Origin of the sequence: Halorubrum sp. Ea1, assembly GCF_002252965.1 — an archaeon.
In the GTDB taxonomy this organism is placed as follows: domain Archaea; phylum Halobacteriota; class Halobacteria; order Halobacteriales; family Haloferacaceae; genus Halorubrum.
Window position 1 is genome coordinate 1 of sequence record NZ_NHPG01000102.1, and the last position, 14,482, is coordinate 14,482.

Annotated in this window: 18 protein-coding genes; 5 read left to right on the plus strand and 13 right to left on the minus strand. The window is 69.4% G+C overall.

All coding sequences use genetic code 11. The annotated features are described in order from the left end of the window. Both DJ73_RS12250 and DJ73_RS12255 read left to right on the plus strand, forming a co-directional pair. A partial coding sequence (locus DJ73_RS12250; protein ID WP_094558106.1) for an AAA family ATPase occupies positions 1-1,572 on the plus strand: 1,572 nt, incomplete at its 5' end. A gap of 3 nt (positions 1,573-1,575) precedes the next feature. Continuing rightward, the gene (locus DJ73_RS12255; RefSeq protein ID WP_094558107.1) at positions 1,576-2,550 is read left to right on the plus strand and encodes a rhomboid family intramembrane serine protease; all 975 of its coding nucleotides are present in this window, start codon (positions 1,576-1,578) and stop codon (positions 2,548-2,550) included. A 24-nt stretch (positions 2,551-2,574) separates the two neighbouring features. Here DJ73_RS12255 and DJ73_RS12260 read toward each other — a convergent pair whose 3' ends face one another. The 4 genes from DJ73_RS12260 to lwrS all read right to left on the minus strand — a co-directional run bounded on the left by DJ73_RS12260 (position 2,575) and on the right by lwrS (position 4,966). Then, a complete protein-coding gene (locus tag DJ73_RS12260) occupies positions 2,575-3,090 on the minus strand; it encodes a CopG family ribbon-helix-helix protein (protein ID WP_241881415.1) in 516 nt (171 codons plus the stop codon). A 25-nt stretch (positions 3,091-3,115) separates the two neighbouring features. Continuing rightward, on the minus strand, positions 3,116-3,493 hold the full coding sequence (locus tag DJ73_RS12265) for a PadR family transcriptional regulator (protein WP_241881414.1): 378 nt from the start codon (positions 3,491-3,493) through the stop codon (positions 3,116-3,118). Between the two features lie 361 nt (positions 3,494-3,854). After that, positions 3,855-4,508 carry an HAD family hydrolase gene (locus DJ73_RS12270; RefSeq protein ID WP_094523622.1) on the minus strand — a complete coding sequence of 218 codons (654 nt, stop codon included), beginning with the start codon at positions 4,506-4,508 and terminating at the stop codon, positions 3,855-3,857. Positions 4,509-4,597: 89 nt separating this feature from the next. Beyond that, positions 4,598-4,966, minus strand: a complete 369-nt coding sequence (gene lwrS / locus DJ73_RS12275) for an LWR-salt protein (RefSeq protein WP_094558108.1) — start codon at positions 4,964-4,966, stop codon at positions 4,598-4,600. A gap of 64 nt (positions 4,967-5,030) precedes the next feature. Here lwrS and uppS point away from each other — a divergent pair, with 64 nt between their 5' ends. Beyond that, positions 5,031-6,002: a polyprenyl diphosphate synthase gene (gene uppS / locus DJ73_RS12280; protein WP_094558109.1), complete on the plus strand. Its 972-nt coding sequence runs from the start codon at positions 5,031-5,033 to the stop codon at positions 6,000-6,002. Between the two features lie 11 nt (positions 6,003-6,013). On the opposite strand, the gene DJ73_RS12285 is transcribed toward uppS, so the two are convergent. The 4 genes from DJ73_RS12285 to DJ73_RS12300 form a co-directional block, all read right to left on the minus strand. Beyond that, complete coding sequence (locus DJ73_RS12285; protein WP_094558110.1) at positions 6,014-7,255, minus strand: RNA-guided endonuclease TnpB family protein; 1,242 nt, start codon at positions 7,253-7,255, stop codon at positions 6,014-6,016. A 284-nt stretch (positions 7,256-7,539) separates the two neighbouring features. After that, a complete protein-coding gene (locus DJ73_RS12290; protein WP_094523628.1) occupies positions 7,540-8,640 on the minus strand; it encodes a DUF2891 domain-containing protein in 1,101 nt (366 codons plus the stop codon). Positions 8,641-8,722: 82 nt separating this feature from the next. Then, positions 8,723-9,181, minus strand: coding sequence for an NOB1 family endonuclease (locus tag DJ73_RS12295; protein WP_094523630.1), 459 nt, complete (start codon positions 9,179-9,181; stop codon positions 8,723-8,725). After that, positions 9,181-9,426, minus strand: coding sequence for a PRC-barrel domain-containing protein (locus tag DJ73_RS12300; RefSeq protein WP_094523632.1), 246 nt, complete (start codon positions 9,424-9,426; stop codon positions 9,181-9,183). The genes DJ73_RS12295 and DJ73_RS12300 overlap by 1 nt, the downstream gene beginning before the upstream one ends. Positions 9,427-9,681: 255 nt before the next feature. Here DJ73_RS12300 and infB point away from each other — a divergent pair, with 255 nt between their 5' ends. Both infB and DJ73_RS12310 read left to right on the plus strand, forming a co-directional pair. After that, positions 9,682-11,475 (plus strand): translation initiation factor IF-2, encoded by a 1,794-nt coding sequence (infB, locus tag DJ73_RS12305; protein ID WP_094558111.1) that lies wholly within the window; start codon positions 9,682-9,684, stop codon positions 11,473-11,475. Between the two features lie 42 nt (positions 11,476-11,517). Beyond that, a complete protein-coding gene (locus DJ73_RS12310) occupies positions 11,518-11,697 on the plus strand; it encodes a hypothetical protein (protein ID WP_094523636.1) in 180 nt (59 codons plus the stop codon). Positions 11,698-11,745: 48 nt separating this feature from the next. Here DJ73_RS12310 and DJ73_RS20995 read toward each other — a convergent pair whose 3' ends face one another. The 5 genes from DJ73_RS20995 to DJ73_RS12325 all read right to left on the minus strand — a co-directional run bounded on the left by DJ73_RS20995 (position 11,746) and on the right by DJ73_RS12325 (position 14,372). After that, entirely contained in the window at positions 11,746-11,871 is a 126-nt protein-coding gene (locus DJ73_RS20995; protein WP_254921645.1) for a hypothetical protein, read from the minus strand. A 76-nt stretch (positions 11,872-11,947) separates the two neighbouring features. After that, the gene (locus DJ73_RS12315; protein ID WP_094558112.1) at positions 11,948-12,646 is read right to left on the minus strand and encodes an NAD(P)H-binding protein; all 699 of its coding nucleotides are present in this window, start codon (positions 12,644-12,646) and stop codon (positions 11,948-11,950) included. 201 nt (positions 12,647-12,847) lie between these two features. Beyond that, positions 12,848-13,084 carry a hypothetical protein gene (locus DJ73_RS12320; protein ID WP_094523640.1) on the minus strand — a complete coding sequence of 79 codons (237 nt, stop codon included), beginning with the start codon at positions 13,082-13,084 and terminating at the stop codon, positions 12,848-12,850. A gap of 98 nt (positions 13,085-13,182) precedes the next feature. Continuing rightward, on the minus strand, positions 13,183-13,305 hold the full coding sequence (locus DJ73_RS21000; RefSeq protein WP_254921646.1) for a hypothetical protein: 123 nt from the start codon (positions 13,303-13,305) through the stop codon (positions 13,183-13,185). A gap of 302 nt (positions 13,306-13,607) precedes the next feature. Continuing rightward, complete coding sequence (locus tag DJ73_RS12325; protein ID WP_094527156.1) at positions 13,608-14,372, minus strand: TOBE domain-containing protein; 765 nt, start codon at positions 14,370-14,372, stop codon at positions 13,608-13,610. Positions 14,373-14,482: the final 110 nt, after the last annotated feature.

The window sequence follows — 14,482 nt, forward strand, 5'->3', positions numbered from 1 at the left end:
GACATCGGCGGGCTCGACGAGGAGCTGGAGCTGGTGCGCGAGACGATCGAGCTCCCCCTCTCCGAGCCCGAGGTGTTCACTCGGCTCGGCATCGACCCGCCGAAGGGGGTCCTGCTGCACGGCCCGCCGGGCACGGGGAAGACGCTGATCGCCCGCGCCGTGGCCAACGAGGTCGACGCCGAGTTCATCACCGTCGACGGGCCGGAGATCATGTCGAAGTACAAGGGCGAGTCGGAGGAGCGTCTCCGGGACGTGTTCGAGCGCGCGAGCGAGACCGCTCCCGCGATCATTTTCTTCGACGAGATCGACTCGATCGCGGGCAAGCGCGACGACGGCGGCGACGTGGAGAACCGCGTCGTCGGCCAGCTGCTCTCGCTGATGGACGGGCTCGACGCCCGCGGCGACGTGATCGTCATCGGGGCGACGAACCGGGTCGACACCCTCGATCCCGCGCTCCGACGCGGCGGCCGGTTCGACCGCGAGATCGAGATCGGCGTCCCCGGCGAGGCCGGCCGGCGACAGATCCTCGACGTCCACACGCGCCGGATGCCCCTCGCCGACGACGTTGAGTTAGACCAGATCGCGAGCCGGACGCACGGCTTCGTCGGCGCCGACATCGAGGGGCTCGCGCAGGAGGCGGCGATGACGGCGCTGCGCCGCGCCCGCGAGTCGGACAAGCGGGCGCTCGACGACGTGACCGTCTCGAAGGCCGACTTCGAGGCCGCTCACGCTAACGTCGAACCGAGCGCGATGCGGGAGTACGTCGCCGAGCAGCCGACCACCGACTTTACCGACGTCGGAGGGTTGCCGGAGGCCAAAGAGAAGTTAGAGCGCGCCGTCACGTGGCCGCTGACGTACGGCCCGCTGTTCGACGCCGCCGACGCCGACCCGCCGACGGGCGTCCTGCTGCACGGCCCCCCGGGCACCGGGAAGACGCTGCTCGCACGGGCGATCGCCGGCGAGAGCGGCGTCAACTTCATACAGGTCGCCGGCCCGGAGCTGCTCGACCGGTACGTCGGCGAGTCCGAGAAGGCGGTCCGCGACCTGTTCGACCGCGCCCGGCAGGCGGCTCCCGTGATCGTCTTCTTCGACGAGATCGACGCCATCGCGGCCGACCGCGACGGTGCCGGCGGGGACGGCTCCGGCGTCGGCGAGCGCGTCGTCTCCCAGCTCCTGACGGAGCTCGACCGCGCCAGCGACAACCCGAACCTCGTCGTGCTCGCGGCGACGAACCGGCGGAACGCGCTCGATCCGGCCCTGCTCAGGCCGGGGCGACTGGAGACCCACATCGAGGTGCCCGAGCCCGACCGCGAGGCGCGCCGGAAGATCCTCGACGTCCACACCCGCGAGAAGCCGCTCGTGGAGGGGGTCGACCTGGAGCACCTCGCCGACGAGACCGAGGGGTACTCGGGCGCCGAGATCGCCTCGCTGTGCCGCGAGGCCGCGCTGGTCGCCATCGAGCGCGTCGCCGACGAGCACGGCGCGGCCGCGAACGACCACGCCGACGAGGTCGGGATCACGAGCGACGACTTCGCGGCGGCGCTGGAGACGGTGCGGCCCGCGACGCCCTGAGCGATGAGCGCCGAGAGGGGCCCGGGGCGCTCGGACGGCGGCGGTCCGGCGAGCGACGGCGACTCCGCGCCCGAACCGCCCACTCTCCGCGAACTCCTCGCCAGCGTCCGCGCGGCGGTCCGGACGCAGCCCCCGCGGGACCTCTTCCTCCTCGCCGTTCCGTTGCCGGCGCTGCTCGTCGCCGTGAGCCTCACGCCGGGGACCGACGCCTGGCGGCTCTCGCTCGCGACCGGCGGCGTCTTCGAGAGCCGGTGGGCGCTCTGGACCGCGTTCGCGTCGAGCTTCGTCCACGCGAGCCCCGGGCACCTCCTCGACAACCTCGTCAACTACTGGCTGCTCGTCGCGGTCGCGTACCCCCTCTCGGTCGTCGCGGGGTGGCGCGGGCGGCTGCTCGGGATCGCCGCGGTCTACCTGGCGGTCGTCCCGCTCGCGTCCGCGTGGGCGACTATCGTCGCGCTCGGCGGCCTGACGAACGCCCCGACCGCCGGCTTCTCGGACCTGAACAGCGCGATCCTCGGCTATGTGGTCGTCGTCTGGTTCGCCGCGCTGGCGACGGAGGCGACCGGCGACGAGAGCGACGGACCGACCGAGGCCGACGGCGACGGGTCCGCCGCCCCGGCGGTCGGCGTCGACGCCCGCTGGGCGGTCGTCGCCGCGCTCGGGTCGCTCGCGCTCGCGTACCTCGCCCCGAGCGGCGTCGGCTACTTCCCGTCCCTACCGGCCGTCGGGTCCCTGTTCGCGCTCTGCGCGGCCCTCGTCGCCGCCGGGCTCTACGTCGGCGTCGGCCGCCCGCGGGTGGTCGGGCTCGACCTGCCCCCCGAGCGGGAGCTGCTGTACGTCACCGGCGCGAGCGTCGCCGCCGCCGGGGTGATCGGGTCGCTGGTCATCGTCCCGTTCGGCAGCAACGTGTTCGCGCACCTCGCCGGCTACGCCGTCGGGGTGGCGGTCCCGCTCGTCGGCGTCGTCCTCGACGGGTGAGTCGCGCTCGCGCGCGGACGCCGACTACTCGTCGCCGTGGCCGTGCCCCGATCCCTCGCCGTGGCCGTGCCCCGATCCCTCGCCGCGCTCGCGACCGACGTCGTCGGGGGTCGCCTCGGCGACGGCGTCGGCGCCGAACTCGTCCACCGGCGTCACGCTGTAGTCGACGGTGAGCGTGTCCTTCGTCGCCCGGATCTTCCCGACGAACGCGGATATCTCGTCTAAGCGACCCTCCAGCACGAACAGCTCCATGCAGTAGCGAGAGCCGACGTGGTTGTGGAAGTTGGAGGCGACGAGCCCCTCGTGCTCGTGGCGGAGCCGCATCATCCGCTCTTCGACGCTCGTGGTCTCGTAGTCGAACAGGACCGTCACCACCGCCATCAGCTCCCTGTCCTCCAGCTTGGCGTCCTCGAACTCGCCGAGGAGGTTCCGCGAAGCCTCGCGAACGACCTCGCTGCGCCCCGTGTAGCCGTGTTCGTCCGCGAACCCGTCGATCCGATCGAGCAACTCCTCCGGCATCGAGACGCTGACGACAGTCATGTATTAACCCACGCCGCCGATGTTGTTAATCCTTGAGGTCGGCGTCGTCGTCCGGGGCCGCCCCCGCGACCGATTCCGGTCTCTCCCCCTGGGCCGATTCCGGTCTCGCCCGCTCTGTCGCTCTCGGGACGCCGACGCGCTCGGAGAGCCACTCGTAGTGGTCGAGGAGCGCACGCTCCCCCGCGTCGGTCAGAGCGTACACGTCGGCGATCCCCTCGGTGCGGCGGTCGAGGAAGCCCGACTCCACCAGCGAACGGAGCGTCGCGTAGAAGGAGCCGGGATCGATGCGTTCGTCGTAGTGGTTCTCCAACCGGTTCTTCAGCGACTGCGCCCGCAGCTCGCCGGCGTCGTACAGCAGCGCGCAGAGGTCGCGACGGCGACCGCTGTGGAACCACTTCGTCATGGGTCGGCTAGCGTGCGGCGACTCACGACCGTTTCGGTCGCGGGCGGACGGTTCCAGCGCGTTATACAGCTGGTAGCCATATTAAACTGACCGTACACTCAAATACGCGGCTATATTAAGACATTCACATTCTCTAACAGCGATTCACTTATTATGTGCCACTATATTATGTGTATTAGTGTGTGTTCACGGAAATTACTTATGAGCGAATGCCGCCACCGTGACACACGATGAACCTCGACCGACTGATCTGTCGCCACCGATACGAACGCAAAGCGATAATCATCGATCCCGACGAGGTCGTGGAGGCGTGTGCGAAGTGCGGTACGGAACGCGTTCGACGGATCGCCGGCTCTTGAGGTCACGTCCGCTCGACCAGCTCGTCGAGCCGGTCGACGCGCCGGTCGCCGAGCACGCACCGCCCGCGGTCCGCGTGGCCGACCCGCTCGACGTGAACCGCGTCGAGTCCGGCGTTCCACGCCGCGCCCACGTCGCTCTCGCCGTCGCCGACGTAGTAGCCGCGGTCCCCTCGCGGGTCGACGCCGAGCTCGCGCATCGCCAGCTCGATCGGCGCGGGGTCCGGCTTCCACCCCGTCTCGTCGGTACAGCAGACCACCGCGTCGAACCGACCCTCCAAGTCGACCCTGTCGAGGACGGGCTCGGCGAGGAACCGCTGGCAGTGGGTGACGAGCCCGGTCGGTCCGCCCGCGTCGTCGACGCGGTCGAGCAGTCGAGCGGCGTCGTCGTGGAGGTACGTCGCCTCCGCGCGGGCCGTCGGGTCCTCGACCGCGTGGAACGCGGGCCAGAAGTCGCCCGGGTCGACGCCGAGCTCGCGGAGGGTGTCGCCGCGCGGCCCGCCCAACCCGTGCCAGAGGACGTGCGCCTCGCGGTCGGAGAAGCGCCGGCCGAGCCGGTCGCCGACCCGGTCGAACACCGCGCGAGTGTACGACCACTCCGCGTCGACGAGCGTGCCGTCGAGGTCGAACAGGTGGAAGTCGTAGTCGACGACGGCCATGGGCGCGTCAGTAGAACCCGGACCGATAAGTGCGTTGCGGGGCCGCGGGTGACGGTGCCGCGCCACGCCGGTCGCCCGCCGTCAGGCTCTCACTCTCCCCGCACGTGGATCGACGAGCCGAGGTACTTGCCGAGGGCGGCGTCGACCGAGTCGGCGTTGAACCGGGAGAGATCCGCGGCGACCTCGCGTTTCAGCGCCTCGAGGTACGCCTCGTCGGTCCGGAGCTCCCGGAAGGACGCCTCGGTGACCTCGACGCCGAGGCGGTCGCTCGCGAGGCCTCGGAACGAGGGGTCGTCCCCGATCTCGCCGCGCCAGAGCCGGTCGCGGAAGAACAGCCACTCGTCCGTGCCGGGCTCGCTCGCGGGTATCTCCATCGTCGCCTCGAACCGATCGGGGTCCACCGTCGCTCCGTCCGGGTCGAGCCGGAACGCGACGGCGAACACGTAGGCGGCGTCCATAGACGTCGATATCCGGGATCGGAAGGTAAAAGTACATATCCCTCGGTCGAATTTATCAGAACGTATGCTGGACCGTCTCCGCGGCCTCGGCGAGCGCGCCTACCGGCGCCACCTCCGCCGCGAGATCGAGGACGTGCCGGCTCACGTCGCGATCATCCAAGACGGGAACCGGCGGTACGCCCGCGAGCGCGGCGCCGACGCCCCCGACGGGCACCGCGCCGGCGCCGACACCACCGAGCGGGTGCTCGACTGGTGCGCCGACCTCGGCGTCGCGGAACTGACGCTGTACGCCTTCTCCACGGAGAACTTCGAGCGCCCCGACGAGGAGCTGGCGCCGCTGTTCGACCTGCTGGAGCGCAAGCTCCGGGAGTTCGCCGACGCCGACCGCGTCCACGAACAGGGGGTTCGGGTCCGCGCCATCGGCGACGTCGCCCAGCTCCCGCCGCGCGTCCGCGACGCGGTCGACTACGCCGAGCGCCGTACCGCCGACAACGACCGGTTCAGGTTGAACATCGCGTTGGCGTACGGCGGGCGAACGGAACTGCTCGACGCCGCGCGGACGATCGCCGCGGACGTCGACGCCGGGGCCCTCGACCCGGCCGACGTCGACGTCGAGACCGTCGAGGACCGACTGTACGACCGCCCGGTCCGCGACGTCGACCTCATCGTCAGAACCGGCGGCGACGAGCGCACCTCGAACTTCCTGCCGTGGCACGCGAACGGCAACGAGGCCGCCGTCTACTTCTGTGCGCCGTACTGGCCGGATTTCTCGCAGCGCGAGTTCCTCCGCGCTATCCGGACCTACCAGTCCCGCGAGGAGTCGTGGCAGCGCGCCCGCGCCGAGCGCGCCGTCGCGCTGGTCCGGGCGGTCGCCGAAGTGGAGATCGCCGAGGCCCGGGCCGTCGCCCGACGGCTTCGGGGGCGCGTCCCTCGGCTCGACGGCAACGAGCTCTCCGACGACGCCCTCGGAATCGCCGAGAGCGAGTCGGCCGGACCGGTCGACGGCGACCCCCAAGAGTCGAAGGGCGCGAAGTGAACTACCCTACCCTACTCGCTCACGGCTTGCGCCGTTCGCTCCTTTAGGGTAGGGCTTCCTGTTTCAACGACGCGCTTTGCAGATACAGGCGTATCCACAGAGAGCGCAGTTTCCACAGGCGTTGATTCGGAGTGTCCCACTCCTACGTCTTCGAGACCGCGAGAAAGGATGTTCCACGCCGCGTTCGCGTCCCTGTCCGACTCAAATCCGCAAGCGGGACAGGAGTGTTCACGGACCCACAACGGCTTATCGGTTGAGACGCCGCACGACGCGCACTCCTTGGTCGTCCCTCTCGGGTTGACCGCGACGAAGTGCGTCCTCTCACGCTTGCACTTGTATTCGAGCAACGAGAGGAACGTTCGCCACGCGGCAGATGCCGTGTTGCGGCTGTTCGACGGCGACTCCACCATCCCCTTCACGTTCAAGTCTTCAACCGCCACAAAGTCGTACTCCCGAGCGTAGTAGTTCGAGAGCTTATGTAGGAAGTCACGGCGCTTCCGTCGGAGATCGGCGTGACACTCCGCGACTCGTCGCCGTTGCTTCTCGTAGTTGTTCGACCCATGCTGTTTGCGCGAGAGCTTCCGTTGCTCGCGTTCCAAGCGGTCGCGCTCGTCTGAGAGGTCGAGTGACCCGACAGCCGTACCGTCGGTGTCATGGGCGTACTTGAGAATTCCCACGTCGATCCCGACGCACTTCTCGGGAGTCTCGGGCGGTTCGGGCGGTTCACGGTCCATTTGGACGCCGAACGTGGCGAACCACTCCCCAGTCGGTTCCTTCTTGACCGTGACTTGCTTGAGCTTCGCGTCATCGGGGATGGCGCGGTGGAGCCGAATCGGTATGTCCGCGAGTTTCGAGAGGGACAGCACAGTCTGACCGCCCTTCTTGTCGAGCTTGAAGCCAGATTGACTGTACGTGAAACTGCGGAACTCCCGTGGCGGCTTCCATTTGAGTTGACCGACGCCGTAGCCATCCTCCTTGAGTGCGGAGAGGCCTTTGAGATTGTCGAACAGACGCTCTACGACGGTTTGGAGAACCTTCGAGTACACGTCCGAGAGGCCGTCCCACCACTTCTTGAGGTCGGGGAGTTCCGACCGCAGGGTGGTCATGGACGGCAGTTCGCCGTGTTCGTCTTGGTACTCATTGAGGCGGTAGAGCGTGTGGTTGTAGAGTTGCCTACAAATGTCTCGGTGGCGGTCCAACTCCTCACGGTGGGCGTCGGACGGCTTGAGACGGTACTTGTAGGCGTAGTACATCCGTTACTCTCGTTTCTCGATGAGTTCGTCCAACTGCTCTCGAACGAACGACGAGAGGTTGAGGTGTTGGTCCTCTATCCACTCGTCTTGGTCCTCCCGGATGGTGATTGTCTTCCGTTTCACCGTAATGCGTGGTATGCACGTTATACGTATGATAGTTTTGGTGAAGCGTTGGCCTGTGAGCCGAGCGTCGAAGGTGTTTGAGAACTGTGCGGCGCTGTATCCCCTCCCTGCTCGCTCCCGTTGGTCGCTCGCTGAGGAAGGGGGCTTAGCGCCTCAATCAGCTAAGCCGTCCCCGGCGCGATCCCGCCCTCGTTCCGCGTCAGCAGGTACACCGCGAACGAGGAGAGCCAGTGCGAGCCCGCGTAGTCGTCGGTGAGCACGTCCGCGGCCCCCGCCTCGGCGTGCCGGCGCGCCGCCGCGTCCAGCGGCTCCCGCAGTCGGGTCGCCGCCGGCCCCTCCCGCCCCGAAAGCGCGTCGGCCAGTCCCGCGAGACACCACGCGCGGGAGACGTTGAGCCCGATCAGGTGCATCGCGGCGCCGTCGCCCTCGTCCGGTTCGACGTCGACGGGCGTCAGCAGCGCGTCGTGCGGCGCCCCCGTGAGGTCCGGGAGGAACCCGTCGAGCCACGCCGCGAACGGGTCGGGGGCGAGGACCCGGCGCATGAGGTCCGCCTCGGTCAAGGCGGGCGAGACGAAGTCCCACCCGACGGGCTCCGCGCCCACGACGCCGGCCGAATCGTCCGCGTACAGTCGGCTCGCCGTCGTCTCGGCCTCGCGTTCGAGCTCCGCGTCGCCGACGACCCGCGCGTAGTCGAGGACTCCGGCGAGCGCGAACGCCGTGTTGCCGTGGGTGCCGACGCGGTGCGGGCGGTCGACGCCGAGGAACGACTCCAGGGTCCCCCGGCGAACCCGGTCTTCGAGGGGGCGGAGGGTCTCGCGCCACGCGTCGGCGCGGGAGTCGTCCCACAGGCGCAACTCGGCGGCGAGCCGCAGCAGCCACGACCAGCCGTACGGCTCCTCGAAGCTCGGATTCGCGTCGAGGTACTCCACCTCGCCCGCGACGTGTTCGGGTGTCAGCCGCCCGTCGACGACGGTCGCGATCTCACCTTCGTCCGGGTGGTCCGAGGCGACCCGCAGCAGCCGGACGAGCGCCCAGTGGCTGTGGACCGCCGAGTGCCAGTCGAAGCAGCCGTAGAAGGCCGGGTGCTTCTCAGAGGGGCGCGGCGGCGCGTCCGGCCCCTCCACCGCTCCCTGGTAGTGCGGGTACTCGGTCTCGATTCCGTCCAGCGGGTGAGCGGTCAGCGCGCTCGCGACCGCGTCGTCGAGCGCGTCGGCCCGGCCGGCCCGGAGCGCGTCCGACGAGATCGTCTCGAATGCGTTCACGTCGGGAGGTCGGCGGGCCGCCTGTTCAATCGGTCGGTCGAATGCGAGAGAATAGCACCCTCTATCGGTCGGCCGAGCCCGGTCACGCCGGGTTCTTTCGGGTCAGGTCGCTCCCGCAGATCGGGCACCGCTCCTTGTTCTCGTCGAACGTGCGGTTGCAGCCGACGCACTGGAAGCGCCACTCGCGCTCCTCCGTGATCCCGTCTCTGGCGATGGGTTCGACGTCGAGGTCGAGCCGCTCGGCGACGTTCTGCATCGCGTAGTCGTCGGTGACCAGCGTCGCGCTCAGTTCGAGCGCGGTCGCGATCAGCCGCGTGTCGGTGTCGGACAGCTCCGCGTCGTCGCCCGAGCCGCGCGCGGCGCGCCGGACGTTGTCGATGACCTCCGGGGCCGGGACGTGGATCGTCATCCCCGACCCCTCCATCGCGTCGAAGCGGAGCGCCCCTTCGCCATTGAGCTCCTCGTGCACTTCGGGCACCGAGACGACGTCGTCGTCGGTGGTGTACTCGTGGATGAACGCCGAGGTGTCGAGGACCTCCATCAGCGGGCGACGACGATGTAGTCCTTCACCGCCTTCACGTTCCCGACCGGCACTTTCAGTCGGCCCATCTCGTCGACGTCGAACCCGGAGCGCTCGGGGCTGAGGTGCTCGTGCGGGCTGACGAGCAGGTCGTTCAGCTCCCCGGACTTCAGGTCCATCGTGATGTTGTACAGGTCGCCCAGTTCGGTCCCGTCCGAGCTCATCACCGCCTTCCCGGAGAGGTTCTCCGCGAGGATGTCTACCATGTCCTCACCGTCCGTGGCAACGGTCTTAAACGCCACGGGGGCGTCCGACGGGCGACGGACGCTGACCGGCGGACATCGGGCGACGGCCATTGACCGGCGGACATCGATCGCCTGACACTGGACGGCGGTCGCCGGGCGGCGGACGCCGACGCGGGACGGGCCCGGATCGGGGCGAAACGGCCGGTCGCATTTTGAAAGGCTTAACTGACGCCCGGGCGGAATACCGGGTAACCGACCTTCTCGGGGCGATCACCTATGACCGACCACACAAACGCGGACACCCTTCGGACGCCGATCGTCGCCGTGTTGGGTCACGTCGACCACGGCAAGACGAGCCTGCTCGACACGATTCGCGGCTCCGCCGTCAGCGAGGGCGAGGCCGGCGCGATCACCCAACACATCGGGGCGACGGACATCCCGCTCGACACCATCTCCGGGATGGCGGGCGAGCTCATCGACCCGACCGACTTCGACCTCCCCGGTCTCCTGTTCATCGACACGCCGGGCCACCATTCCTTCTCGACGCTGCGCGCCCGCGGGGGCGCGCTCGCCGACATCGCGGTGCTCGTCGTCGACGTCAACGACGGCTTCCAGCCGCAGACGGAGGAGGCGATCGACATCCTCAGGCGCACCGGCACTCCCTTCGTCGTCGCCGCCAACAAGGTGGACACGACGCCGGGGTGGAACCCGCAGGACGGCCAGCCGATCCAGAAGAGCCTGCAGGCGCAGTCGGAGCGCGCCGAGTCGATGCTCAACGAGAACCTCTACGAGATCATCGGCCAGCTCTCCGACGCCGGCTTCTCCGCGGACCTCTACTGGCGCGTGCAGGACTTCCAGAAGAACATCGGCGTCGTCCCCCTCTCGGCGATCACGGGCGAGGGGGTCCCCGACCTCCTCACGGTGCTGATGGGTCTCTCCCAGCGCTTCATGAAAGAGGAGATGGCGATCGACGTCTTTGGGGCCGGCGAGGGGACGGTCCTCGAAGTGAAAGACGAGCGCGGCTTCGGCGCCACCATCGACACGGTGGTGTACGACGGCGTCGTGCGCAACGGCGACCGGATCGTCGTCGGCGGACAGGACGAGCCGATCGTCACCGAGATCCGCGCGCTGTTGCAGCCGCGGCCCTTAGAGGAGATCCGCACCGAGAAGCAGTTCGAGAAGGTGGCCGAGGTCGGCGCCGCGGCCGGGGTGAAGATCGCGGCGCCGGACCTCGACCGGGCGATGGCCGGCGCGCCGGTCCGGGTCGTCCGCGACCGACCGGAGGCGGAGGTCGTCGAGGAGGTGAAAGCCGAGCTCGCGGAGATCGAGGTAGAGACCGCCGAGGACGGCGTCGTCGTCAAGGCCGACACGCTCGGCTCGTTGGAGGCGATGGCGAACGCGCTCCGCGAGGCGGAGGTGCCAATCCTGCGCGCCGAGGTCGGCGACATCGCGCCCCGCGACATCGCCGTGGCCGAGACCGCGAACCAGGACGAGCACAAGGCGATCCTCGGCTTCAACGTCGACCTGCTGGCGAACGCCGAGACGGAGCTGGAGAACGCCGACGTGAAGCTGTTCACGAACGACGTCATCTACCAGCTGATCGAGGACTACGAGACGTTCGTCGAGGAGCGCCAGCGCGCCCAACAGGAGACGGTGCTGGACAAGGTCGTCCGGCCCGCGCGTTTCCGCATTCTCCCCGACCACACGTTCCGCCAGAACGACCCCGCGGTCGTCGGCGTCGAGGTCATTTCCGGCACGGTCCAGAACAACCGCAACGTCGGGATGTTCGAGGGCAACGAGTTCGATCGCGTCGGGCAGCTCTCCGGGATCCAGAAGCAGGGCGACGACGTCGACGAGGCGCGCGCCGGCGAGCGCGTCAGCATCGCTATCGACGGGCCCACGGTCGGGCGCGGAATCGAGGAGGGCGACACCCTCTGGACCGAGGTCCCCGAGAAGCACGCGAAGATCCTCGAACAGGAGCTGAAAGAGGAGATCACCGCCGACGAGCGCGAGGCGCTCTCGGCGTATCTCGACACGAAGCGGAAGCGGGACCCCTTCTGGGGCAAGTAGCGGTCACAGGGGATTTTTACCCGGACGCCGAAGGCCGACCGCATGCTCTCCCGCGAGAACGCCGTCATCCTCCTGTGTATGGCCGCCGGACTGGCGCTGGCCTACGGCGGCCGCGTCCTCACGGAACTGAGCGACACCGTCCTGATCGGAGCGCTGTTGACGGTCGGAGTCGTCGTCCCGCAACTGCTCAACGGCTACTTCGACGCCAGCGAGGAGGCGTGAGACGTCTCTGCGTGTCTTCTCCGAGCGGCCCGCGGCGGGTCGGCGCCCTCAGAGCGACTCGCCGCAGCTCGGACACTCGAGACCGCGGTCGCCCGCGACCGGCTCGACGCTGATACGGCAGGTCTCACACCACCGACGCCCCCGGGTCTCTTCGGTCGGCACGTCGTGTGTCATACGTTGTCACTACTCACGGCCGGGTTATAATCGTTACCGCCGCCCCGGTGCGCCGTGACGGCAGCGAGGCCCGGAGTCACCGCGGTAACGTCCAGTTCACGTCGACGCCGCGGTCGGGGAACCGGGGCGTGGAGACGACCTCGAACGTCCGGTCCGCCGCGCCCTCGGTCGTCGGCGCCGCGGCCATGAGCCACGCCACGTCGGCACGCGAGACGGTTCCCCACAGCCTCGCCCCCGGCTCGGCCGTCGTGACGAGCCCCGTCCGCCGGCCGTTCGTTAGGATTCCGGGGCGGAGGACCGTGTGTCGGATCGGCGCGTCGCGGAGCGCGGCCTCCGCCTCGCCCTTGGCCTCCTGTAACGGACCGATGAACGCGTCGAAGGCGGACGCGAGCGGGCTCGACGGCTCGGGGCCGACGCCGATCGCCGACTCCATCACGAGCGCGTCGACGCCGGCGTCGACCGCCGCCTCCACCAGCGCTCGGTTCCCGGCCCCGTCGACGAACGGCGGGCCGCTCCGGACGGTCGAGCTGGTGCTCCCGACGGCGCTGATGACGGCGTCGACCCCCTCGACGGCCGCGGCCAGGTCGGACGGGTCGAGGAGGTCGTCCACCGCGACCTCGTCCGCGCCGGCCGCCCGGAGGTCGGCGGTGGCGCCCGCGGACCGCGTGAGCGCGCGAACGGTGTCCACTTGCCGTCCGACTCGCCGCAGCACCTCTCGGCCCGTTCCGCCGGTGGCGCCCGCGACGAGGACCGCGTCGATGTCGGTCGGATCCATGTCTCACGTTCGAAGCGGAGCGCAAAGAACGCCCGGGTCGGACCGGTTCCGCCCGCGCCGCGCGGCCGCGTCTTCGCTGAGGCGTTGTCAGAAAAAGCCGCTCGCGTCCGCGGGTCGGAGCCGGGGTCCGACGCCGTCGGTTCGCCGCTTTTATACTCCGTTTCGGTCCCGACGCCGATCGGGACGGGCCTGAGTGCGAAACTACTCGTCGTCCGCCAGCATCTGCCGGATCTCCTCCAGCTTGAAGTAGGACGCCAGTCCGAGTATCGTGACGGGCCAGAAGCCGACGAACTGGCCGCGCTGCTTGTCGCCGCGCACGTAGTAGAAGTACAGTGCGAGTGCGACCGAGCCGACCGATGCCAGCACCGCGGGAGTGAGACCGTCGGTACCGATTCCTTCCGCGGCTTCGACCGCCGTGTCCTCAGTTGAGTCGCTCACAGACTTAGTAGGGTGCGTACATGTAAATCAGTTCCCGTCAGCGAGAACGAACGACCCGGATTCGGCGGCTCTGTCGTCGCGCTCTCGCCGCGGACGCCTTAGTCGGAGCGCTCGCGCTCCGACCTGCGGACGGCGAGGAAGATGAGCACCGAGAGCGCGATCATGACGACTGCGAACAGTCGATCGTTCCCGTCGTCGCGTTCGTCGTCTGTCGCGGGCATGATGACGACCTTTGGACGCTCGCGCACATACGTCTTCGTTCCCCGAAGCGCGCCGCGGCCGCGATCGGTCGGCCGTCGCGACCCGTACCGAACTGGAGACCGGTCGCCGCGCGCGGACCGGTCGCTCCTCGAATCGTGGCAAACGATTACACGTTTACGCCCCCACGTTGGGGTATGGACGATATCGACCCGGACGCACTGATGATCGCCGTCGGCGTCGCGCTCAGCCTGATCGCCGTGATAGAGCTTTACCCGGCCTGGAAGCGATCCAGGCAGGAGTGACCGCTCCGGCCCGTCCGGTGTCAGTCCCGCGACGGCTCGGCGGAGCCGGCGGTCGTCGCGTGTCTCACCAGCCGGGTGGCCGTCGCCTTCCACCGCACCGACACGTCGTCGCCCTCGGTGAGCGCCAGCCGGGACGCGCTCTCGGCGGTGACCAGCACGTGGAACGCCGTGCCCTCGACCGCGACGCGAACCGTGCAGACCGTCTCGCCCGCGTCGATGTCGACGACCGTCCCTCGGAGCCGGTTCCGCGCGCTCGTCGCGTCCGGGTCGATGTCGGCGTCCCCCGAGTGCATCGTCACCGCGTCGGCGCCGACTCTGACCTGCACCGCGTCGCCGACGGTCGCGTTATCGTGGAGCCCCCGAAGCGTGCCGACCGCGGTGTCGACGTCGGCCAGTTCGCCGTCGACGCTCGCGACCGTCCCGTCGAGCACCGTCTCGGGCACGCTCGCGGTCGCGGCGAGCACGGCCTGCAGTCGGTCGTAGCGGTCGAGCAGCTCGCGCCCGGCGTCGGTGAGCCGGCTGCCGCCGCCCCCCGAGCCGCCGCGCCGGCGCTCGACCAACCGGCCGAACGCCTCCTCTAGGCGCTCTATCCGCGAGAGCGCTCGGGCCCGCGAACGCCCCAGCTCCGCGGCCGCGCCCGCGACCGAGCCCGCCTCGTGGACCGCCCGGAGGAGCGCGGCGTCCCGCCCGTCGAACTCGGCGTCGCCCTCGATGAGCGCCGCGCTGCCGCGGCCCGCGCCGGCGGCGCTCCCTTCGGCGGCGCCCTCGTCGCCGCTTTCGTCCATGTCGACACCGTCGTCCCGGGGGGTGTTGGCGCTTTCCCTCCCGGTACGCCGGCGTCCCCGACGGCGACGTAACCGGTTCCAGTCGTCTTCCCCTCCGATTCCGACCGATC